The organism is Rubrivivax gelatinosus (genome assembly GCF_004340905.1).
Taxonomy (GTDB): domain Bacteria; phylum Pseudomonadota; class Gammaproteobacteria; order Burkholderiales; family Burkholderiaceae_C; genus Rubrivivax; species Rubrivivax gelatinosus.
Genome location: NZ_SLXD01000003.1, coordinates 348,758 through 369,984, shown reverse-complemented (window position 1 = coordinate 369,984; position 21,227 = coordinate 348,758). Strand labels below are relative to the sequence as shown.

General features: G+C 73.1%; 15 protein-coding genes. 10 read left to right on the top strand and 5 right to left on the bottom strand.

Annotated features, from left to right (window positions below):
• Position 1: 1 nt before the first annotated feature.
• From tssM to tssA, 4 genes are all read left to right on the top strand, one after another.
• Complete coding sequence (tssM, locus tag EV684_RS07225; RefSeq protein WP_132645636.1) at positions 2–3,589, top strand: type VI secretion system membrane subunit TssM; 3,588 nt, start codon at positions 2–4, stop codon at positions 3,587–3,589.
• Positions 3,586–4,602 carry a type VI secretion system-associated protein TagF gene (gene tagF, locus EV684_RS07220; RefSeq protein ID WP_132645634.1) on the top strand — a complete coding sequence of 339 codons (1,017 nt, stop codon included), beginning with the start codon at positions 3,586–3,588 and terminating at the stop codon, positions 4,600–4,602. The genes tssM and tagF overlap by 4 nt, the downstream gene beginning before the upstream one ends.
• Complete coding sequence (locus EV684_RS07215) at positions 4,599–5,351, top strand: OmpA family protein (protein WP_243651087.1); 753 nt, start codon at positions 4,599–4,601, stop codon at positions 5,349–5,351. The genes tagF and EV684_RS07215 overlap by 4 nt, the downstream gene beginning before the upstream one ends.
• A 203-nt stretch (positions 5,352–5,554) precedes the next feature.
• The gene (gene tssA, locus EV684_RS07210) at positions 5,555–6,637 is read left to right on the top strand and encodes a type VI secretion system protein TssA (protein ID WP_132645632.1); all 1,083 of its coding nucleotides are present in this window, start codon (positions 5,555–5,557) and stop codon (positions 6,635–6,637) included.
• Positions 6,638–6,784: 147 nt separating this feature from the next.
• Here the strand turns inward: tssA and EV684_RS07205 are convergent, their stop codons facing one another.
• Genes EV684_RS07205 through EV684_RS07195 form a run of 3 tightly spaced genes read right to left on the bottom strand, consistent with a single transcriptional unit; the run spans position 6,785 to position 12,641 of the window.
• Positions 6,785–8,227: an efflux transporter outer membrane subunit gene (locus EV684_RS07205; RefSeq protein WP_132645630.1), complete on the bottom strand. Its 1,443-nt coding sequence runs from the start codon at positions 8,225–8,227 to the stop codon at positions 6,785–6,787.
• Positions 8,227–11,394 (bottom strand): efflux RND transporter permease subunit, encoded by a 3,168-nt coding sequence (locus tag EV684_RS07200; RefSeq protein WP_132645628.1) that lies wholly within the window; start codon positions 11,392–11,394, stop codon positions 8,227–8,229. The genes EV684_RS07205 and EV684_RS07200 overlap by 1 nt, the downstream gene beginning before the upstream one ends.
• 11 nt (positions 11,395–11,405) lie before the next feature.
• The gene (locus tag EV684_RS07195; protein WP_132645626.1) at positions 11,406–12,641 is read right to left on the bottom strand and encodes an efflux RND transporter periplasmic adaptor subunit; all 1,236 of its coding nucleotides are present in this window, start codon (positions 12,639–12,641) and stop codon (positions 11,406–11,408) included.
• Positions 12,642–12,769: 128 nt separating this feature from the next.
• Here EV684_RS07195 and EV684_RS07190 point away from each other — a divergent pair, with 128 nt between their 5' ends.
• The 5 genes from EV684_RS07190 (at position 12,770) to EV684_RS07170 (ending at position 19,503) form a co-directional block, all read left to right on the top strand.
• Positions 12,770–13,390 (top strand): TetR family transcriptional regulator, encoded by a 621-nt coding sequence (locus tag EV684_RS07190; protein WP_132645624.1) that lies wholly within the window; start codon positions 12,770–12,772, stop codon positions 13,388–13,390.
• 60 nt (positions 13,391–13,450) lie between these two features.
• The gene (locus EV684_RS07185) at positions 13,451–15,145 is read left to right on the top strand and encodes a cation:proton antiporter domain-containing protein (RefSeq protein ID WP_132645622.1); all 1,695 of its coding nucleotides are present in this window, start codon (positions 13,451–13,453) and stop codon (positions 15,143–15,145) included.
• Between the two features lie 120 nt (positions 15,146–15,265).
• The gene (locus tag EV684_RS07180; protein WP_242478365.1) at positions 15,266–16,243 is read left to right on the top strand and encodes an alpha/beta hydrolase; all 978 of its coding nucleotides are present in this window, start codon (positions 15,266–15,268) and stop codon (positions 16,241–16,243) included.
• A 51-nt stretch (positions 16,244–16,294) separates the two neighbouring features.
• Entirely contained in the window at positions 16,295–17,338 is a 1,044-nt protein-coding gene (locus EV684_RS07175) for a glycosyltransferase family 4 protein (RefSeq protein ID WP_132645618.1), read from the top strand.
• Positions 17,335–19,503 carry an amylo-alpha-1,6-glucosidase gene (locus EV684_RS07170; protein ID WP_132645616.1) on the top strand — a complete coding sequence of 723 codons (2,169 nt, stop codon included), beginning with the start codon at positions 17,335–17,337 and terminating at the stop codon, positions 19,501–19,503. Before EV684_RS07175 ends, EV684_RS07170 begins: the two co-directional genes overlap by 4 nt.
• 115 nt (positions 19,504–19,618) lie before the next feature.
• On the opposite strand, the gene EV684_RS07165 is transcribed toward EV684_RS07170, so the two are convergent.
• Together EV684_RS07165 and dmeF are read right to left on the bottom strand one after the other, a co-directional pair.
• Positions 19,619–19,828 carry a hypothetical protein gene (locus tag EV684_RS07165; RefSeq protein WP_132645614.1) on the bottom strand — a complete coding sequence of 70 codons (210 nt, stop codon included), beginning with the start codon at positions 19,826–19,828 and terminating at the stop codon, positions 19,619–19,621.
• Between the two features lie 109 nt (positions 19,829–19,937).
• Positions 19,938–20,894, bottom strand: coding sequence for a CDF family Co(II)/Ni(II) efflux transporter DmeF (gene dmeF / locus EV684_RS07160; protein ID WP_132645612.1), 957 nt, complete (start codon positions 20,892–20,894; stop codon positions 19,938–19,940).
• A gap of 58 nt (positions 20,895–20,952) precedes the next feature.
• Between dmeF and EV684_RS07155 the strand changes: the two genes are divergently transcribed.
• The gene (locus EV684_RS07155) at positions 20,953–21,225 is read left to right on the top strand and encodes a metal/formaldehyde-sensitive transcriptional repressor (RefSeq protein ID WP_132645610.1); all 273 of its coding nucleotides are present in this window, start codon (positions 20,953–20,955) and stop codon (positions 21,223–21,225) included.
• Positions 21,226–21,227 lie beyond the last annotated feature (2 nt).

Here is a 21,227-nt window from a genome sequence, read left to right as displayed (position 1 = left end):
GATGCGGGCGCCACGTCTGCGTGCCGCCCTCCTCGCCGGCGGCGCCGCGATCCTGGTGCTCGCCGCCGGGTTCGGCAGCGCCGTGGCCAGTGCCGGCCACGGAACGCCGGCTGCAGCGGCAGCCGCGGCACTGGTCGCCGCTGCGGCCATCGCCGTCTGGTGGTTCGGACGGCTCCGGGCGCGGCGCCGAGGCAGCCGCCTGGAACAGGGTTTGTCGGCAGCCGCCCCGGGCGGCGACGACGACGCGCTGGTGCAGCAGCGCGACGAGGCGCTGCGCAGGCTGCGCGAGTCGCGGCTGTGGCAGGCACACGGGCGTGCGGCGCTGTACGCGCTGCCGTGGTACGTCGTCATCGGCGAGCCGGCCGCCGGCAAGAGCAGCGCCGTGCTCGCCGCGGGTCTGGGCATCACGCCCGGGGACGGGGGAGGCGTGCGCGGCGTCGGCGGAACGCGCCATTGCGACTGGTTCTTCGGCACCGAGGCCATCGTCCTGGATACCGCAGGGCGTTACGCCGTCCAGCCCCAGGACCGGGGCGAGTGGCTCGGCTTCCTGGCGCTGCTGCGCCGCACGCGGCCGCGTGCGCCGGTCGACGGGGTCGTTGTCGCGGCCAGCATCGACCAGCTCGCCGCGCAGACGGCCGACACGATCATCGAACTGGCGCGCAGCCTGCGTTCGCGCGTGCACGAACTCACCGAGCAACTCGGCGTCGCGATGCCGGTCTACCTCCTGTTCACGAAAGCCGACCTGATCGCCGGTTTCGAAGACTTCTTCGCCGACGCCGACGGCGACGAGCGTGAGCGTGTCTGGGGCGCGACGCTGTCCTGCCGCGACAGCGCCGAAGGCGCGGCGCGGCGTTTCGAACTCGCGTTCGCCGAACTGCGCGCCGGGCTGCGCGAGCGCGCGCTCATGCGGCTGGAGTCCTCGTGCGCATCGGCCTCGCCAGCGACGCTCGGATTCGGGCTCGAGTTCGCTGCCCTCGAGCCAGCGCTGGCGACCTTCGTCGCCACCTTGTTCGACGACAACCCCTACCAGCTGCGCCCGATGCTGCGCGGCTTCTACTTCAGCAGCGCGCTGCAGGCGGGTGAGGCCCGACCGCGGGCCACCGAGGTGGCTGCACGCCGTTTCTCGCTGCCGCCCGCGGCGCCGGCCGAGGCCCCGGCGGGCGGACATGCGTCGCGTGCGTTCTTTCTCGGCCAGGTCTTCGCCCGCGTGCTGGGCGGCGACCGCGGCCTGGTACGCCGCCAGCTGTCGCCCCGACGCCGGCACCTGCAGCACGCCGGCTACGCGCTCGCGCTGTCGGCCCTGGCCGCCACGCTCGGCGCGTTCAGCCTCGCCTACCTCGAGAGCGGGCGCCTGCTGTCGCAGACGGTGACCGAGATGGGACAGATCTCCGCCCTGCAAGACGGACGCGACGACCTCGGATCGCGCCTCGAGGCCCTGGAGCGGCTGCAGCGGCGGCTGGACGCATTGGCGCAGCGCCCGGACACGGCTCGCTGGTCCGCGCGGCTGGGGCTGGATCCAGGGGCGTCTCTCGAAGAGCGCCTGCTCGCCGACTACCACGCCGGGGTGCGCGATCTGATGCTGGTGCCGGTCGGCACGGCGCTGGAGCGCGATCTCGACGCTTTCGTCCGGGCACCGGGCGCGCCCGGGACAGCGCAGGAACAGCAGGCGGTCTACGACACGCTGAAGACCTATCTGATGCTGGGCGAGCCCGGCCGGCGCGAAGCCGCCCACCTGAACGAACAGATCGCACGCCACTGGCGCGGCTGGCTCGAGGCGCGGCGCGGCACGCTGGCTGCCGACGAACTGCTGCGCCGTGCGCGCACCGTCGCCGCGTTCGCGCTGGCACGGGCCGGCGACGCCGCTTTTCCTCGGCTCGAAGCACGCAGCGCGCTCGTCGAGGCCGTGCGCAGCCGCCTGCGCGAAGCCCGCGACGCACGTGCTCCGGAAGAGCGCGTCTACGACGAGATCCGCACCCGCGCCGCCGCGCGCCACGCTCCGCTGACCCTGGCCGTGGTGCTCGGCGACGACACGCCGCCCGGCACGCTGGGCAGCAGCACGCTGGTGTCGGGCGCCTACACGCGCGAGGCCTGGCTCGAGACCGTCGCCCCGTCGATGCGCGCTGCGGCCGAGGGCACGCTGCAGCACCGCGACTGGGTGCTCGAGACCAGCTCCCGCGAAGACCTGACGCTGCGTGCCAGCCCGCAGCGCCTGAAGCAGACGCTCGCGGACCAACATCGGCAGCAGCACGCGGCCGCGTGGCAGCAGTTCGCCGACGGCGTGACGCTCGCACCGTTCCGGGATCTCGACGACGCGATCACCGCCCTCGAGCCGCTGTGCGACCCGGTCGTGTCGCCGTTGCGCCGCCTCGTCATCGGGATGGCCCGCCATTCGGCACTCGACGAACCTGGCCCGGACCTGTCGGTGGCCGCCGGCGCGGGCACCTGGGGCGTCTGGATGCGTTCGGCCTGGGGACGCTCGGCGCCCGCCGCCGCAGCCTCCGCAGCGGCCGGGGCCGACACCACCGGCGGCAGGGCCACGCTGGACCTGCAGGCCTTCGCCGGGCTGCGCGCGGCCGGCGACGCACAGGCGCCGTTGCAGCGTTATCTGCAGGCCCTGGCACGCGTGCGTTCGCGCCTGCAGGCCATCGCGCGCCAGGGCGAACCCGGCGCCGGCGCGCGTGAGCTGCTCGCCGGCACGCTGGCGGATGCCGAAGGCTCCGAGATCGCCGCCGCGCTGCGGCTCACGGAGGAGCTGCTCGCCCAGGCCTCGCCGTCGGCGCGCTCGCTGCTGCGCCCGTTGCTCGCCCGCCCGCTGGCCGCCAGCGTCGCCGTGCTGGTGCCAGTGACCGAGGCCGAACTCAACCGGCGCTGGGCGAACGAGGTGCACGACGGTTTCGTGCGCGGCCCGGGGGCCAAGTACCCCTTCCAGCCCACCGCCCGCGTCGAGGCCAGTGCCGACGAGATCGCGCGCGTCTTCGGCCCCGGCGGCAGCCTCGCCAGGTTCGCCGAGACCGCGCTCGGGCCGCTGGTCGTGCGCCACGGCGACGTGCTCGAACCGCGGCGCTGGGGTGAACTCGGCATCCGGCTGCGGCCCGAACTGGCACGTGGCCTGCCGCTTTGGCTGGCAGCGGGTGCCGGCGGCGCCGGCCCGGGCGCCGAATCGACCGCGTTCCAGCTCCAGCCGCTGGCCAGCGCCGGGCTGGTCGAGTACAGCGTCGACATCGACGGCCAGGCACTGCGCTACCGCAACGCGGCCGCGGGCTGGACCGACTTCGTCTGGCCCAACCCGTCCGGCCGGTCAGGCGTGCACATCCGCGGCACGACGGCCGACGGGACGACGATTTCCTTCGTCGAGGCGCCGGGCACCTTCGGCCTGGACCGGGCCTTCGAGCTGGCGCAGCGCACCCGGCAGGCCGACGGGGGCGTCGAGCTCGCCTGGTCGCGCGACGGCCACCGGCTGCGGGTGCTGCTGCGTGTCGTGCGAGCACCGGACGGCGCTGCCGTCGCCGCCACCTGGCGCGGCCTGCGGCTGCCAGCCGTCGTCGCCGGGACCTCGGCTGCAGCCGCGACGACCGGGGGCGGAAAATGAGCACGCGGCTCGTGTGCGGCCCCGACAGCGCGACGGCGCAGGCCGTGTGCTTCGGCAAGCTGCCCTCGCAGCCCGACTTCCTGCCGGGTGGCAGGCGCCCAAGGCTGGCCGCCTGGATCGACCGCTGGGTCAGCCCGGCCCTGGAGGCCGCCGCCGGCGACGCGCACTGGAAGCGTCTGTTCGACGCGGCGCCGGCTGTCGACTTCGCCGTGCTCGGTCCGGCGTCGGCCAGCGCCGTCGTCGGCCACCTGCGGCCGAGCATCGACGCCCGCGGGCGCCGCTTCCCTTTCGTCGTGGCGCTGCAGTGCGAAACACCGTCGCCGCGCCTGCGGCTGGCGCGTGCACCGCTGGTGTTCGCGCGGCTGTGGGCTCGCTGTTCCGAAGCCGCGCGCCGCGCCACAGGGGCGTCGGGCCGAAGCGCCGCCCTGTCCTGCGAGGCCGAACTCGAATCGATTCGTGTGCCGGCTCCCTGGGACTACGACGCCGCCTGGGCCGACCACGAAGCGCTGGAGACCTTGTCCGGCCTGGAACGGCGGCTGCGCACCGGGCAGGACTGCATCGACCTGCGGGCCGCGCTGCTGGCCCTGGGAGCACTGCTGCAGCCCCTGACGCGTCGAGGCTGCGAGGCGCCGTCGCGCGGCGTCAGCCTGCCTCTGCCGCCGGCGGCGTCCGATCAGGCCTGGGTCGCGGCCTGGTGGACTGGGCTGGTGGCCGATGCGGTGGCGGCCGCCGGCCACGACTGGCTGCTGATGCGGCTAGACGACGGGCGGGGTGCAGCGCCGCGGCTGCTCGTCGAACTGGCCGGGGCGTCGCCGACCGCGCTGCAGGCGGTCTGGGATCCGCAACGCCTGGCCGCCCGTTACGTGGACCTCGCCGCGCCCGAATGGGCGGACGAGGTCGCCGGACGCGACGAACGCACCCGCAGGCTGGCCGGCTACCTGTCGCACGGCACACTGTCTCTCGGGCTGGCGGCAACCGCCTGGCGCGAGGCTTTTGCGGAGGGCTCGTGGTGAAGCCCGCGACCTTCGCCGCCAGCATGCTGCTGCCGTGCGCCCTGGGGCTGCACGCGGCGCCGGTGGTGCTGGAGGGCGTGGTGCCCGACGAGCTCACGCGCCAGGCGATCCTGGCGCGCGCGGGCGAGGTCTTTGGCCAGGCGCAGATCGAAGACCGGCTGCAGGTCGGCACCGTCGCCACACCGCCCGGCTGGCGCGAGGAAACGCTGCGCCTGCTCGCACCCGGGCTGCGCCAGGTGCGCGGGGGGCGGCTCGAGCTGCGTGCGCTGCAGGTGCATCTGGCCGGAGAGGTGGCCGACGACGCCGTACGCCACGAACTGCGCCAGGCGCTGGCGGGAGGAAGCGCCGTGCCGGCCGACGCCCTGCGCCTGGCATCAGGCGCAGGCGCCACCACCGCTCGCACCGGCGCCGCGGCGACCGCGATGCGTGGGGTCGAGTTCGAGCCCGGCAGCGCACGGCTCACCGTCGCGGCACAGCGGCAGCTGGACACCGTGGCCGCCCAGCTCGGGATGCGGCCGCCGCAGCTTCTGATGATCGTCGGACACACCGACGACGCTGGAACGCCCGACACCAACCTGGCGCTGTCGCTGCAGCGCGCCGAAGCCGTGCGGACGCATCTGGTCGACCGCGGCATCCCGCCACAGCGGCTGCAGGTGCGGGGCGCCGGCGCCAGCGAACCGCTGGCCGACAACACGACGCCGCACGGCCGCGCGCGCAACCGCCGCATCGAGCTGCGCCCGCTGGACTGAGAGGGAAAGAACCCGCCATGCCCGCGCCGATCCGCCCAGCGACCACGAACGTGCGACGGCGCGACGACATCTGGGCGTCGATCGCAGCGCGCCCGGCACTGCCTCGGGGTCGCTCGTCGGCTCGCCCATGCGGCACGGGGCACGCCGGGTTCCTTCACAGCTGCTGAGTGCCCGTGCCACCGTGCCGCCCCGAGGAGATGCCGATGCGAGCCGACGATCTCTGCGCCCCGCTGCCCGACGGCCCTGGCGCGGGCCCCGATCTGGGCCTGGGGGCCGAGTTCGAGACGATCGCCCGCTGGCGCGAGCAGGAAGACACCGCACTCGGGCCGGGTGATGGGCGCGGCACGCCGCGGCAGGCCGACTGGGAAGCGGTGCAGCGCGAAACCGCGTCGCTGTTGCGCACGCGCAGCAAGGACCTGCGCCTGGCCGGCTGGTGGGCCGAGGCCACGGCCTGGCGCGAAGGGCTGGCGGGGCTGGCCGACGGCATGGAACTGATGGCGGCACTGTGCGAGCGTTGGTGGGCGACGCTGCACCCGCGCCCGGAGGCCGGCGACCCCGAGCCCCGCGCCGCGGCGATGCGCTGGTGGCTCGCGCGCAGCACCCGGCTGGTGTCGACGGCGCCGGTGCTGCAGGTCGGCCGCCGCACGCTCGGGCTGGCCGACATCGAACGTGCCCGGCGCAGCGCCGCGGCGGCCGCCGAGGGCGTCGACGCGATGCTGATGCAGGCCGTTCACGAGGCGATGCGCGGCACCGGCGCCGGGGGCCTCTCGGCCCGGGTTGCCGCGCTGCGGCGCACGCTGGCCGCGCTGGACCGGCTGCAAGCCTGCAGCGACGCCGGGCTCGCACAGGCCTCGCCATCGTTCGACGGCGCGCGCGACGCGCTCGAGCGGGCCGCGGACACGCTGGCGCGGCTGGCCCGCGACTGCGGCCTCGCGCCGCAGCCGGTGCCTCCCGCGGCGCAGCAGGCCGGGGACGCGAGCCACCTCGCACCGGCTGGAGGCGAGCCGCAGGCACTGCGACGGCCTGCCGCAGCCGCCGGCCACGAGATCGGCCCGACAGGTGCCCCGATCGGCCGCGACGAGGCCATCGCCCAGCTGCGGCGCATCGCGGAATTCCTGCGCCGCACCGAGCCGCACAACCCGGCGGCCTATCTCGCCGACAAGGCAGCGCGCTGGGCCGGGCTGGCGCTGCACGCCTGGCTGCGCGAGGTGGTCGCCGACGAGCAGGCGCTGTCGCGCCTGGAGACGACGCTCGGCGTTGCACGCGACACCGAGCCGGGTCATTGAGGCCGAGGCGGCGGCGCTGCGGGTGCCGGCACGGCGCCCCGCGAGGCCGCGGCCCGGCAGGCCGTCAGGCCGTCAGGCTTCGTGCCCGGGATCGCGCTCGGGGCCGCAGCCCAAGGCAGGACGCCGTCGAGCGCCCTGCCTTGCGGCTCAGCGCGCCGCGCTGGCCGCCGGAGCGGCAGCGGCAGCCGCGGCCGTGGCCTCGCCGTCGCGCCAGCCGCCGCCCAGCACGCGGTACAGCGTGACCAGGTTCTGCGCCTGCAGCGCACGCACCTGCACCTCGCTCTGCTGGGCCGTGAACAGCGAGCGCTGCGCGTCCAGCAGGTCGAGGTAGCTGGCCGCCCCGTTGCGATAGCGCAGGTCGGCCAGTTCGACACGGCCCTGCTCGGCCTTCACCTGGGCCTGCAGCGCGGCGAGCTGCTCGCCCAGCGTCGCGCGGCCGGCCAGCGCGTCGGCGACCTCGCGGAAGGCCGACTGCACGGCCTTCTCGTACTGCGCCACGGCGATGTCGCGCCCGGCGTTGGCCGAGTCCAGGTTGGCGCGGTTGCGGCCGGCGTCGAAGATCGGCAGCAGCAGCTGCGGCGCGAAGGTCCAGCCGGTGCTGCCGCTCTTGAACAGGCCGCTCAGCTCGGTGCTCGCGCTGCCGGCGGTGGCCGTCAGCGTGATCTGCGGGAAGAAGGCCGCGCGCGCCGCGCCGATCTGGGCGTTGGCCGAGATCAGCTGCTGTTCGGCCTGCAGCACGTCGGGCCGGCGCGTCAGCACCTGCGACGGCAGCCCGGCGGGCAGCTCGGGCAGCGAGGCCTGCTCCGACAGCGGCAGCCCCGCCGGCAGATCCGCCGGCATCGGCTGGCCGAGCAGCAGCACGAGCGCGTTCTCGTCCTGGGCGCGCTGGCGCAGCAGCTGCGCCAGCGTCGCGCGCGCCGCCTCGTACAGCGACTGCGCCTGGCGCAGGTCCAGCTGCGACGAGGCGCCGACGTCGAAACGCAGCTGCGTCAGCTTCAGCGACTCGGCGCGCGTGTTCAGCGTCTCGCGCGTCACGCGCAGCAGCTCGTCGTCGGCCTGAAGCGTCAGGTAGCCGGTGGCCACCGACGAGATCAGGCTGATCTGCACCGACTTGCGCGCTTCTTCGGTCGCCAGGTAGCTGGCGAGCGCCGCGTCCTTCAGGCTGCGCACGCGGCCGAACAGGTCGAGCTCGTAGCTCGACACCGCCAGGCCGGCCTGGTAGGTGCTGCTGATGCTGGTGTCGGTGGACACCCGGTCGCCGCTGACGCCCACGCCCACCGTCGGGAACAGGTCGGCGCGCTGCACGCGGTACTGCGCACGCGCCTGCTCGATGTTGAGCACGGCGACACGCAGGTCGCGGTTGTTGGCCAGCGCGAGGCCGACCAGAGCCTTCAGACGCTCGTCGCGGAAGAACTGCTGCCACGGCAGGTCAGCCGCGGTGACCGCGCCGGCGGCCGAAGCCGCGGCGTCGGGGAAGGCCGCCGCCACCGGCGCCGCCGGGCGCTGGTAGTCGGGCGCCAGCGTGCCGCAACCGGCGAGCACCGCCGTCGCGACCAGCGTCAGGCCCGGGAACATTCGACGCGCGGCCATCACTTCTTCTCCTCGCCGGCCGCCTGGGCATCGCCCTCGGCCGCCTCGTGCGCATACATGCGCCGTTGTCGTTCGCTGCCCTTGAACAGCTTGCGCACCATGACGAAGAACAGCGGCGTGAAGAACACCGACAGCACCGTCGCGGTGATCATGCCGCCCATCACGCCGGTGCCGATCGCGTTCTGGCTCGCCGAGCCCGCGCCGTGCGAGATCGCCAGCGGCAGCACGCCCAGGATGAAGGCCAGCGAGGTCATGATGATCGGACGGAAGCGCAGGTGGGCCGCCTCCAGCGCCGACTCCACCAGGCCCTTGCCCTGCGCGTGCAGGTCCTTGGCGAACTCGATGATCAGCACCGCGTTCTTCGCCGCCAGGCCGATCACGGTGATCAGGCCGACCTTGAAGTACACGTCGTTCTCGAAGCCGCGCAGCATCGTCGCCAGCGCGACGCCGACGACGCCCAGCGGCACGACGAGGATCACCGACAGCGGGATCGACCAGCTCTCGTACAGCGCTGCCAGGCACAGGAACACCGCCAGCAGCGAGAACGCGAACAGGATCGTCGCGGTCGAACCCGAGAGCTTCTCCTCGCGCGAGGTGCCGGTCCATTCGTAGGCGAACCCCGGCGGCAGCTGCCCGGCCAGGCGCTCCATCTCGGCCATCGCGTCGCCGGTGCTGTAGCCCGGCGCGGCCTCGCCGGCGATGCGCATCGCCGGGTAGCCGTTGTAGCGCACGGTCTGCATCGGGCCGCTGACCCACTCGGCGGTCGTGAACGCCGACAGCGGCACCAGCTTGCCCGAGGTGTTCAGCGCGTTGATGCGCAGCAGGTCCTCGGGCTGCATGCGTGCCGGGGCGTCGGCCTGCACCACCACACGCTGCATGCGCCCGGTGTTCGGGAAGTCGTTGACGTACGACGAACCGAGCGAGGTCGACAGTGCGGTGTTGATCGCGGAGAAACCCACGCCCAGCGCCGCCGCCTTGTCGCGGTCGATGTTGAGCTTGAGCTGCGGCGCGTCCTCCAGGCCCTCGGGGCGCACGCCCGCGAGCACCTTGCTCTGCGAGGCCATGAACAGCAGCTGGTTGCGTGCCGCCAGCAGCGCCTCGTGGCCGCTGCTGCCGCGGTCCTGCAGGCGGAAGGCGAAGCCGCTGGCCGTGCCCAGTTCAGGAATCGGCGGCGGGCTCACCGGGAAGATGAAGGCGTCGCGGATCTGCGAGAGCGCACCGAAGGCCCGGCCCACGAGCGCCTGCGCGGAGCCGGTCGTCAGGTCGCGGTCGCCCCAGTCCTTGAGCGTGACGAAGCCCAGCGCCGCGTTCTGGCCGCTGCCCGAGAAGCTGAAGCCCAGCACGCTGACCATGCTGGAGACCTCGGGCTGCTTGAGCATGAAGTCCTCGACCTGGCTCATCACCGCGCTGGTGCGCTCGGTGGTCGCGCCCGGGGGCAGCTGCACGTTGACGATCAGCGTGCCCTGGTCCTCGTTGGGCAGGAACGAGGTCGGCAGCCGCGACATCACGAGTACCAGCGCGCCGCCGATCGCCGCGTAGATGATCAGCATGCGCCCGCCGCGTCGCAGCACCCAGGCCACGCGCCCTTCGTAGCCGCGCGCGGTGCGCGCGAACGTGCGGTTGAACCAGCCGAAGAAGCCGCCCTTCTCCATGTGGTGGCCGGCCTCGACGGGCTTGAGGAAGGTCGCGCACAGCGCCGGCGTGAACGACAGCGCCATGAAGGCCGAGAACAGGATCGACACCACCATCACCGCCGAGAACTGGCGGTAGATGTTGCCGATCGCGCCCGACAGGAAGGCCAGCGGCACGAACACCGAGACCAGCACCACCGTCACGCCGATGATGGCGCCGGAGATCTGGCCCATCGCCTTGCGTGTCGCCGCGCGTGGTGGCAGCCCCTCCTCGCTCATGATGCGCTCGACGTTCTCGATGACGACGATCGCGTCGTCGACGACGATGCCGATGACCAGCACCATGCCGAACATCGTCAGCACGTTGATCGAGAAGCCCAGCGCCAGCAGCACCGCGAAGGTGCCCATCAGCGAGATCGGCACGACCAGCGTCGGGATGATCGTGTAGCGGATGTTCTGCAGGAACAGATACATCACGAGGAACACGAGGAACACGGCCTCGACCAGGGTCTCGACGACCTGCTTGATCGAGATGTCGACGAACTTGGAGCTGTCGTACGGGACGGTGGCCTTGACGCCCTGCGGGAAGAACTTCGAGAGCTCGTCCAGACGCTGCTTGACCGCCGTGGCGGTGGCCATCGCGTTGCCCGACGGCGAGAGCTGCACGCCCACGCCGGTCGAGGCCTTGCCGTTCAGGCGCGCCTCGGTGGCATAGGCCTGGCCGCCGAGCTCGACGCGCGCGACGTCCTTCAGGCGCACGGTCGAGCCGTCGGCGTTGGCGCGCAGCACGATGTCGCCGAACTGCTCGACGGTGGTCAGCTGGCCGTCGACGACCACGGTGGCGAAGATCGGCTGGCCCGGCACGTTGGGCCGGTCGCCGATCGTGCCCGAGGCGACCTGCGCGTTCTGCGCCGTGATCGCCGCGGTGACGTCGGCCGGCGCCAGCTTGTAGCCGACGAGCTTGGCCGGGTCGATCCAGATGCGCATCGCGCGCTCGGTGCCGAACTGCTGGACCTGGCCGACGCCGGGCACGCGCTGCAGTTCCGGCACGATGTTGCGCGCCGCGTAGTCACCCAGCGCGATCGGGTCGTAGGCCGGGTTGTCCGAGGACAGGATCGCGAACAGCAGGAAGTTCGAGCGCGACTTGTCCACGCGCACGCCCTGCTGCGTCACCGCCTGCGGCAGCCGCGGCGTCGCGCGGCTCAGGCGGTTCTGCACCTCGACCTGCGCCAGCTCGGGGTTGGTGCCGGGCTGGAAGCTGAGGGTGATCGTGCCGCTGCCGTTGGCCTGCGACACGGTCTCCATGTAGATCAGGCCCTCGGCGCCGTTCATTTCGCGCTCGATGAGGCTCAGCACGCTGTCTTCCAGCGTCTGGGCCGAAGCGCCCGGGTACGAGACCGTGACGACGATCGACGGCGGCGCGACCGGCGGGTACTGCGAGACCGGCAGCTGCGTGATCGCGACCCCGCCGAAGACGAGGACGAAAAGCGCGATCACCCACGCGAAGACCGGGCGGTCGATGAAGAAGCGTGCCATCTAGACGCCCCTCACTTGGCCGCCGAGGCCGCCGACGCCGGAGCCGACGCCGCCGGGGCGGCGCCCGCCGGCTGCGAGGCCGAAGGCGTCCAAGGCACCGGCTTGACGACGGTCGCGCCGCGCAGCTTCTGGAAGCCGTCGACCATGATCTTCTCGCCTGCGGCCAGGCCGTCGAGCACGACCCACTGGCCGTCGCGGCCGCCGGTGATCTTCACCGGGCGCGGCGCGAACTTGCCGTCGTCGCCGACGACGAGCACCGTGTCGCCCTGGTTGCTGCGCGTCACCGCCTGCTGCGGCACGAGGATCGCGTCGGACGCGGCCGCCTGCTCCAGGCGCACGCGCACGTACATGCCCGGCAGCAGCGTGCCCTTGGGGTTGGGCACCTCGGCGCGCAGCGTGATCTGGCCGGTGGTCTCGTCGACCGTCAGGTCCGAGAACAGCAGCTTGCCGGCGGTCGGGTAGACGCTGCCGTCGTCGAGCACGACGCGCACCGGAACGGCGCCGCCGACGCTCTTGAACTTGCCCGCGGCGATCGCCTGGCGCAGCCGCATCACGTCGGCCACCGGCTGCGTGAAGTTGACGTACATCGGGTCGATCTGCTGCACCGTGGCCAGCTGCGTGACTTCGCCCTGGCCGACGAGCGCACCTTCGGTGACCAGCGCGCGGCCGATGCGCCCGGCGATCGGCGAGGTGACGGTGGCGTAGCCGAGGTTGATGCTGGAGGTCTGCAGCGCGGCCTGGGCGGCGGCGACGTCGGCCTCGGCCGCCTTGGCGGTGGCCACGGCGTCGATGTAGTCCTGCTGGCTGATCGCGTTGGCCTTGACCAGCGGCTCGTAGCGCTGGGCCTGGGCGCGCGCCTGCGTCAGCGTCGCCTCGGCGCGCGCGAGCTGCGCGCGGGCGCTGGCCAGCGAAGCCTCGTACGGCGCCGGGTCGATGCGGAACAGCACCTGGCCGGCCTTGACGTCGCTGCCTTCGGTGAAGCGGCGCTCGACGAGGATGCCGGCGGCACGCGCGCGCACCTGCGCGACACGCGAGGCCTCGGTGCGTCCCGGCAGCTCGGTGACGACGGGCACCGTCTGCACCGAGGCGGTGACGACGCCGACGGCGGGCGGCGGCGGAGCCTGGCCACCGGCCTGCGCCTGATCCTGCTTGGAACAGGCGGCCAGCACCACGGCCAGCGGCACCGCCAGCAGCGGCCAGGCGATGACACGGCCCGGCAACTTCACGACACGAGGCGTCGAGGACATGCGGAAAACCTTTCTTGTTCGCGAACCGGGGGAACAAGCCCCCAACGGCCCGGGTGGAGCAACCCCTGGGCCAAAAGGCGCCGACTATACATACAATCGCGTATGTATGTTTAAGCCAGCCTGAAGCCATGGCCCGACGCACCAAGGAGGAAGCCGAGGCGACCCGCGCCCGGATCCTCGATGCGGCAGAACGCGAATTTCACAACAACGGCGTGTCCGGAACGTCGCTGGAGGACATCGCGCGCGCGGCCGGCGTGACACGCGGCGCAATTTACTGGCATTTCCGTGACAAGGCAGCGCTCTTCGAAGCCATGATGGACCGCGTCGTGCTCCCGCTGGAGACCGAGATGCTGCGCGCCGGCGACCCCGAGGTCACCGACCCGCTGACCGTGGTGCGCCAGGCGACGCTGGGCGCGCTGCGCGCCGCGGTCGAGGACGTGCAGGCACAGCGTGTGTTCGAGATCGCGCTGCACAAGGTGGAGTATGTCGACGAGATGCAGGGCGTGCGCGAGCGCCGCATCGCCTGCCTGGTCGAGCGCATCGGCCACCTGGCCGCGATCTTCGAGCGCGCCCAGGCCGCCGGGCAGATCCGCCTGGCGATGCCGGCGATGACCGCCGCCGGCGGCCTGCACGCGCTGATCGACGGGCTGCTGCACAACTGGATGCTCGACCCCGGCGCCTTCGACCTCGTCGCCTGCGGCGAGGCGCTGCTCGACGCCTACTTCCGCGGCCTGCACGCCCCGGCCTGATCCCCGCCGCCGGCACCGGGTTTGCCCGGCGCGCCGCGACCCGGGCCCTAGACTGGGCCGATGCCGCACGAGACCTCGCTGATCGCGACGATCGCCGCGGGGTTCGGCCTGGCCCTCGTGTTCGGCTACCTCGCGGCGCGCCTGAAGATGCCGCCGCTGGTGGGCTACCTGCTCGCGGGCATCGCCATCGGGCCGGCGACGCCGGGCTTCGTCGCCGACGTCGCGCTCGCCGGCCAGCTCGCCGAGATCGGCGTGATGCTGCTGATGTTCGGCGTCGGGCTGCATTTCTCGCTCGCCGACTTGCTGGCGGTGCGCCGCATCGCGGTGCCCGGCGCCGTCCTGCAGATCGCCGTGGCCACGGCGCTGGGCATGGCCACCGCGAGCTTCTGGGGCTGGCGCCCGGCGGCGGCCTTCGTCTTCGGGCTGGCGCTGTCGGTGGCCAGCACGGTGGTGCTGCTGCGCGCGCTGGAGGCGCGCGGCCAGATCGACACCGTCAACGGCCGCATCGCGATCGGCTGGCTGGTCGTCGAGGACCTGGTGATGGTGCTGGCGCTGGTGCTGCTGCCGCCGGTGGCGGCGCTGCTGGACGGCCAGGCGCCCGCCGGCGGGGAGCTCGGCGAGGCGCTGCTGTGGACCGCCGCCAAGGTCGGCGGCTTCATCGCGCTGATGCTGCTGGTCGGCCGCCGCGTGCTGCCCGGGCTGCTGTGGCTGGCCGCGCGCAGCAACTCGCGCGAGCTGTTCACGCTGTGCGTCGTCGCCGCCGCGGTCGGTGTCGCCTGGGGCTCGGCCAAGCTGTTCGACGTCTCGTTCGCGCTCGGCGCCTTCTTCGCCGGGATGATGATGCGCGAGTCGGAGTTCGCGCGCCGCGCCGCCGACGAGTCGCTGCCGCTGCGCGACGCCTTCTCGGTGCTGTTCTTCGTCTCGGTGGGCATGCTGTTCGACCCGGCGATCCTGGTCGCCGAGCCGCTGCGCGTGCTCGCCGTCGTCGCCATCGTGATGCTGGGCAAGACCTTCGCCGCGATCGTGCTGGTGCTCGCCTTCCGCTACCCGCTGGGCAGCGCGATGACGGTGGGCGCAAGCCTGGCGCAGATCGGCGAGTTCTCGTTCATCCTCGCCGGGCTGGGCGTCGCGCTGGGCGTGCTGCCGGCCGAAGGCAGCAGCCTGGTGCTGGCGGGCGCGCTGATCTCGATCGCCGCCAACCCGCTGCTGTTCGCCGCGATCGAGCCGGCGATGGCGTGGCTGCGCGAACGCTCCCCGGCGCTGCGCCGCTTCGAGGCGCGCGAGGACCCGCTGGCCGCGCTGCCCGGGCACGTGGACACGCGGCGGCTCGAAGGCCTGGTCGTCGTCGTCGGCCACGGCCGCGTCGGCCGCGCCGTGAGCCAGGCGCTGCGCGCCGCCGGCGTGCCCTTCATCGTCGTCGACCAGAACCGCGAGCGTGTCGAGGCGCTGCGCGCGGACGGTCTGCACGCCGTCTGGGGCGACGCCGCCGATCCGACGGTGCTGGTGCAGGCCCACGTCGCACGCGCCAGCGTGCTCGTCGTCGCCACGCCCGACACCTTCGACGTGCGCCGTGTCGCCGAGACCGCGCTGGTGCTGCGCCCGGGCCTGGAGATCATCGCGCGTTCGGCCGGCGCCGATGCCGACGCCCTGCTGCAGACCGCCGGTGTGGCGCGGGTCTTCGTCGCCGAGGCCGAGCTGGCGCACGCGATCGCGGCCCACACGGTGGCGCGCTGGCGCGGCATCGGGCCGTCCTGAGTCCCGAGTCCCGGGTTCGGGGGGCCGCAACGCTTCTTTACCGCCGCCCCGGCGAGGCGTCACGGATCGCTCGGCCAGAATCCCTTTCTCCCACCCAGAACGTCTGCCGCGATGCCCTTCATGCGCCGCCCCACCCTGCCCTCCGGCCCGATGCTGCCGGCACGTCGCCGAGCGCTCACGCTGCTGCTGGCCGGGGCCGCCGGCGCGGCGCAGGCCGAAGGCGGCAGCGGGCTGCTCGGCGGGCTGGTGCGCCGCTTGCGCGGCCGTGACGAAGGCGAAGGCGAACTCGAACGCGACGACGGCGCCCGCGGCACTGTGGTGCTGCCACCCGGCGCACGTTCCGAGCTCGACCTCGCCTATGGCGAGGACCCGGCGCAGAAGCTCGACGTCTACATCCCGGCCGGCGACGGCGGGCGCCGCCCGGTGCTGCTGATGGTGCACGGCGGCGCCTGGATGGTCGGCGACAAGGCCAACCGAGGCGTCGCGCCGGCCAAGGTCGCGCGCTGGCTGCCGCGCGGCTGGATCGTCGTGTCGACCAACTACCGCATGGACCGGCGGGCGCCCGACCCGCTGCAGCAGGCCGACGACGTCGCCCGCGCGCTGGCCTTCGTGCAGCACAAGGCCGCCGGCTGGGGCGGCGACGCCGAGCGCGTGCTGCTGATGGGCCACTCCGCCGGCGCCCATCTGGTCGCCCTGCTGGCGGCCGACCCGCGCATCGCCGAACGGCGCGGCGCACGCCCCTGGCCGGGCACCGTCGCGCTGGACAGCGCCGCGCTGGACGTGGTGCAGGTCATGGAGGGCTCGCATTACCGCTTCTACGACCGCGTCTTCGGCAAGGACCCCGCGGTCTGGCGCGAGAACTCGCCCTACCACCGCCTCACCGGCACGCCGCGGCCGATGCTGCTGGTGTGCTCGTCGCAGCGCAAGGAGAGCTGCGGCCAGGCCGAACGTTTCGCGGCCAAGGCGCAGGCCGCCGGCGGGCGGGCCCAGGTGCTGCCGATCGACTTCAACCACGGCGGCATCAACGCCGAACTGGGCAAGGACGCGCGCTACACCGAGCAGGTGGAAGCCTTCATGAAGTCGCTGGGGCTGAGCTGACCCGATGGCGGCCGCGCGCGGCGGGCACAGGCCTTGCCGCCCGGTCGCCTCGTGAAGATCGCCCAGGTCGCCCCGCTGATCGAACGTGTGCCCCCTGAGACCTACGGCGGCACGGAACGCGTCGTTTCCTACCTCACCGAGGCGCTGGCGGCGCAGGGGCACGAGGTCACGCTGTTCGCCAGCGGCGACTCGCTGACCCGCGCCACGCTGCAGCCGATGTCGCGCCGCAGCCTGCGCGGCGACCCGACGCGCCCGGACTGGCTGATGCGCCACGTGATGATGGTCGACCGCGTCTTCGAGCAGGCGCCGGCCTTCGACGTCATCCACTTCCACATCGACTTCCTGCACTACCCGCTGGCGCGGCGCGCCGCCACGCCCAGCCTGACGACGATGCACGGGCGCCTGGACCTGCCCGAGCTGCGGCCGCTGCACGAGCACTTTCGCACCCATCCCCTGGTCTCGATCTCCGAGCACCAGCGCCAGCCGCTGCCCGAGGCCAACTGGTGCGCCACCGTGCAGCACGGCCTGCCGCGCGACCTGTACCGCTTCCACGGACAGCCGGGCGACTACTTCGTCTTCCTCGGCCGCATCTCCCCCGAAAAGCGCGTCGATCGCGCGATCGAGATCGCCATCGCCTGCGGCGTGCCGCTGCGCATCGCGGCCAAGGTCGACCCGGTGGACCGGGCCTACTTCGAGCACGACATCGCCCCCCGGCTGGAGCACCCGCTGGTGCGTTTCCTCGGCGAGGTCGGCGACCGCGAGAAGAACGAGCTGCTGGGCAAGGCACGCGCGCTGCTGTTCCCGATCGACTGGCCCGAGCCCTTCGGGCTGGTGATGATCGAGGCCTTCGCCTGCGGCACGCCGGTGCTCGCCTACCGCTGCGGTTCGGTGCCGGAGGTGCTCGACGACGGCGTCACCGGCTTCATCGTCGACGACCAGGCCGGCGCGGTGCACGCGGCACGCCGCATCGGCACGATCGACCGTCGGCGCTGCCGCGCCGAGTTCGAACGCCGTTTCACCGTCGAGCGCATGGCCTCGTGCTACGTCGAGGTCTACCAGTCGCTGCTCGACGGCCATTGCAGGAGGTCATCGTGAGCGCACCGATCCGCATCGGCGACCAGTGGTACGTCACGGTCGCGGCCGCGCGCGCCGACAACAACCCCTACGTGCTCAAGAGCGACGACAGCTTCGCGCTGTTCGACCGCCTGGGCGACATCCGCGCCTGGGGCGAGGGCGAGCAGGGCCTGTACCACCGCGACACGCGTTATTTGTCGCGCCACGAGCTGCTGGTCGACGGTCTGCGGCCGATGTTCCTGGGCGCCACGGTCAAGGAACGCAACAACCTGCTGATCGTCGAGGCGATGAACCCCGACCTGCTGACCGCAGGCGAGCTGCGCGTGCCCAAGGGCGAGGTCCACGTCTTCCGCGCCAAGCTGCTCTGGGACGACGCCTGCTGGGAGCATCTGCGCTTCACGCACCACGGCCTGGCGCCGGCCGACATCGAGCTGGCGCTGCAGTTCGACGCCGACTTCCGCGACCTGTTCGAGGTGCGCGGCACGGCACGCACGCGGCGCGGCGTGGCGCAGCCCCCACGCCGCCAGGGCGACACGCTGGAGTTCGCCTACGACGGGCTGGACGGCCAGCAGCGCACGACGCGCGTGACGCTGCAGCCCTCGCCCGACGCCTGGGGCGAACGCGAGGCGCGCTACACGCTGCACCTGGAGCCCGGTGCCGAGCTGCACCTCTACTGCACGGTGTGCTGCGACGTCGCCGGCGCACCCCGGCTGCGCGCGCCCGGCTACGACGCCGCGTTCCGCGCCAACGCCCAGGCGCGCGAGCAGCAGGCACGCAGCACCTGCCGCGTGCACAGCTCCAACCCGCTGGTCGAGCGCTGGCTGGAGCGCTCGGTCGCCGACGTCGCGATGCTGACCACCGAGCTGCCGACCGGCCCCTATCCGTACGCCGGCGTGCCGTGGTACTCGACGACCTTCGGCCGCGACGGGCTGATCACCGCGCGCGAGATGCTCTGGGCCGATCCGGCGCTGGCGCGCGGCGTGCTGGAGTACCTGGCGGCGTCCCAGGCCGTGGCCGAGGACGACGAACGCGACGCCGAGCCCGGCAAGATCCTGCACGAGGCCCGCCAGTGCGAGATGGCGCGCACGCGCGAGGTGCCGTTCGAGCGCTACTACGGCACCATCGACGCGACACCGCTGTTCGTGGCGCTGGCCGGCGCCTACTGGCGCCGCACGGCCGACCTCGGCTTCGTGCGCCGGATCTGGCCCCACGTGCGCGCGGCGCTCGACTGGATCGAGCGCTGGGGCGACCGCGACGGCGACGGTTTCGTCGAGTACGCGCGGCGCAGCAGCCGCGGCCTGGCGCAGCAGGGCTGGAAGGACTCGCACGACTCGGTGTTCCACGCCGACGGCCGCCTGGCCGAGGCGCCGATCGCGCTGTGCGAGGTGCAGGCCTACGTCTACGAAGCGCGGCGCGAGGGCGCCGAACTCGCCGCCGCGCTCGGCGAACCGGCACTGGCCGAGCGGCTGCGCGCCCAGGCGCAGGCGCTGCGCCTGGCCTTCCAGGAGCGCTTCTGGTGCGAGGAGCTGGGCCTGTACGCGATCGCGCTGGATGGCGCCAAGCAGCCCTGCCGGGTCGCCGCCTCCAACGCCGGCCACACGATGTGGACCGGCATCGCCTCGCCCGAACACGCCGCGCGCATGGCGCGGCGCTTCGGCGAACCCGACTTCTGGAGCGGCTGGGGCATCCGCACGGTGGCCGCCGGCCAGGCGCGCTACAACCCGATGTCCTATCACAACGGCTCGATCTGGCCGCACGACAACGCGCTGATCGCGATGGGCCTGGCGCGCTACGGCCACACCGACGCTGCCGCGCGCGTGATGGAAGGGCTGTTCGAGGCCACGCTGCACTTCGCCCAGCACCGCATGCCCGAGCTGTTCTGCGGCTTCCACCGCCGCGACGGCGAAGGGCCGACGCTGTACCCGGTGGCCTGCGCGCCGCAGGCCTGGTCGGCGGCGGCGCTGTTCGGCATGCTGCAGGCGCAGCTCGGCCTGGAGATCGACGCCCCGGCAAGGCTGCTGACGCTGCGCTCGCCGCGCCTGCCGGCCTTCGTCGACTGGCTGGCACTCGACGACCTGCGCATCGGCGAGGCCAGCGTCGACCTGCTGCTGCGCCGCCACGACCGCGACGTCGGCGTGCAGATCCGGCGCCAGGACGGGCCGCTGGAAGTGCGTGTCGCGGTCTGACCGCGCGCCAGGCGTTCGACACCGCGGCGCCGCGGGCATGGCCTGGCGCCGTCGCGCCGCCCGGGTGGCAGCCACGGCCGCTGCCGCAGCGTCGGGCGGGCCGACGGCGCCCCGGCTACAGCAGGCGGTCGATGACGCGCCCGGCGTGGTCGGTGATGTAGACCCGGTTGGCCGAGGTGGCGCGCAGCACGAAGTCGGCGTGCCGGCGCACGCGCTGGAGATCGGGGTGGTAGGCGGCGAACACCTTCTCCAGGCGGCCATCCGCGCCGCGCCGGACTTCGACGACGCGGTAGAGGGTGGGATGCTCAGGGGATTCGGAGATCATCGGGCCCGCTGCCGGGTAATGCCGGCACGGAGATCGAGCCCCGATTCTTGCGGCCCGGCAGCGGGCACGAGTTGACGCGGGCCAGACATCCGGCACGCGGCAGGCGCCGCTACGGCGCGGGCGGGGTGTGGTGGATCTCGATCGTCGAGTGCACGATCTCCTCGTGCACCGAGAGCCAGCGCCGCACCTCGTCGGCGTCCAGCCCGGCCTCCCGGGTCACCAGCGTCATCGCGCAGGCATAGGCGCCGCGGCCCACGCGCCAGACGTGCAGGTCGGCGATCCGCGTCGTGCCGGCCGGCCCGTGTTGCGTGAGCACCTCGCGGATCTCGTCGACCACCGGGTGGTCCATCTCGCGGTCGAGCAGCACCTTGGCGGTATCGGCGATCAGCCCCCGGGCCCAGACCGCGACGACGACGGCGCCGACGATGCCCATCGCCGGATCGAGCCAGGCCCAGCCGAACAGCCAGCCGCCGGCCAGCGCGACGATCGCCAGCACCGAGGTGGCCGCATCGGCGAGCACGTGCAGGTAGGCCGAGCGCAGGTTCAGGTCCTCGTGGGCGTGGGCGTGGCCCGGATGAGAATACCCGTGCGCATGGGCCCCGGCGTGGTCCTGCGCGTGCCCGAGGATGAAGGCCGACACCAGATTGACGACGAGGCCGAGCGAGGCGACCAGCATCGCCTCGCGGTAGTGGATCTCGGCGGGCTGCCACAGGCGCTCCAGCGACCCGAACAGCATCAACGCGACCACGCACAGCAGGAAGACCGCGCTCGCGAAGCCGCCGAGCACCTCGATCTTCCAGGTGCCGAACGCGAAGCGGGGGTCGCGTGCATGGCGACGCGCCGCGGCGTAGGCGAAGGCGCTGAGCCCGATCGCCACCGTGTGGCTGCTCATGTGCAGGCCGTCGGCCAGCAGCGCCATCGAGTTGAAGAACCAGCCGGCGGCGATCTGGGCCACCATCGTCACGGCGGTCACCCACATCACCAGGCGCGTGCCGCGCTCGGCCCGGCTGTTGCCGTCGTCGAAGGCGTGCGCGTGTTGCCACTTCGCGAGGTCGGGCGCCTGCATGTCCGCTCCAGATACCATAGGGTGGTATCCTATTTTGCACGACCTTCGACAAGAAGCCATGGCCCATACGATCGCGACGAAGAAACCGCTGCTGGCACGAGTGCGCCGCATCAAGGGCCAGGTGGAGGCGCTGGAGCGCGCGCTGGAGGGCGAGAGCGAGTGCCTGGCCGTGCTGCACCAGATCGCCGCGGTGCGCGGTGCCGTCAGCGGGCTGATGTCCGAGGTGCTGGAGGGGCACATCCGCGAGCACCTCGGAGCCGACTCGGACGCCAGCACGCGGCGCGAGGACGTCGAAGGGGTGCTGGGCGCCCTGAGGTCCTACCTGAAGTAGGC

Excerpts from the sequence above, each read along its gene's own strand:
- tssA (WP_132645632.1), top strand. The coding sequence starts at position 5,555 with ATGCGAGCCGACGATCTCTGCGCCCCGCTGCCCGACGGCCCTGGCGCG.
- tssM (WP_132645636.1), top strand. The coding sequence starts at position 2 with ATGCGGGCGCCACGTCTGCGTGCCGCCCTCCTCGCCGGCGGCGCCGCG.
- EV684_RS07200 (WP_132645628.1), bottom strand. The coding sequence starts at position 11,394 with ATGGCACGCTTCTTCATCGACCGCCCGGTCTTCGCGTGGGTGATCGCG.
- dmeF (WP_132645612.1), bottom strand. The coding sequence starts at position 20,894 with ATGCAGGCGCCCGACCTCGCGAAGTGGCAACACGCGCACGCCTTCGAC.
- EV684_RS07195 (WP_132645626.1), bottom strand. The coding sequence starts at position 12,641 with ATGTCCTCGACGCCTCGTGTCGTGAAGTTGCCGGGCCGTGTCATCGCC.
- EV684_RS07190 (WP_132645624.1), top strand. The coding sequence starts at position 12,770 with ATGGCCCGACGCACCAAGGAGGAAGCCGAGGCGACCCGCGCCCGGATC.
- EV684_RS07155 (WP_132645610.1), top strand. The coding sequence starts at position 20,953 with ATGGCCCATACGATCGCGACGAAGAAACCGCTGCTGGCACGAGTGCGC.
- tagF (WP_132645634.1), top strand. The coding sequence starts at position 3,586 with ATGAGCACGCGGCTCGTGTGCGGCCCCGACAGCGCGACGGCGCAGGCC.
- EV684_RS07205 (WP_132645630.1), bottom strand. The coding sequence starts at position 8,227 with ATGGCCGCGCGTCGAATGTTCCCGGGCCTGACGCTGGTCGCGACGGCG.
- EV684_RS07185 (WP_132645622.1), top strand. The coding sequence starts at position 13,451 with ATGCCGCACGAGACCTCGCTGATCGCGACGATCGCCGCGGGGTTCGGC.
- EV684_RS07180 (WP_242478365.1), top strand. The coding sequence starts at position 15,266 with ATGCGCCGCCCCACCCTGCCCTCCGGCCCGATGCTGCCGGCACGTCGC.
- EV684_RS07165 (WP_132645614.1), bottom strand. The coding sequence starts at position 19,828 with ATGATCTCCGAATCCCCTGAGCATCCCACCCTCTACCGCGTCGTCGAA.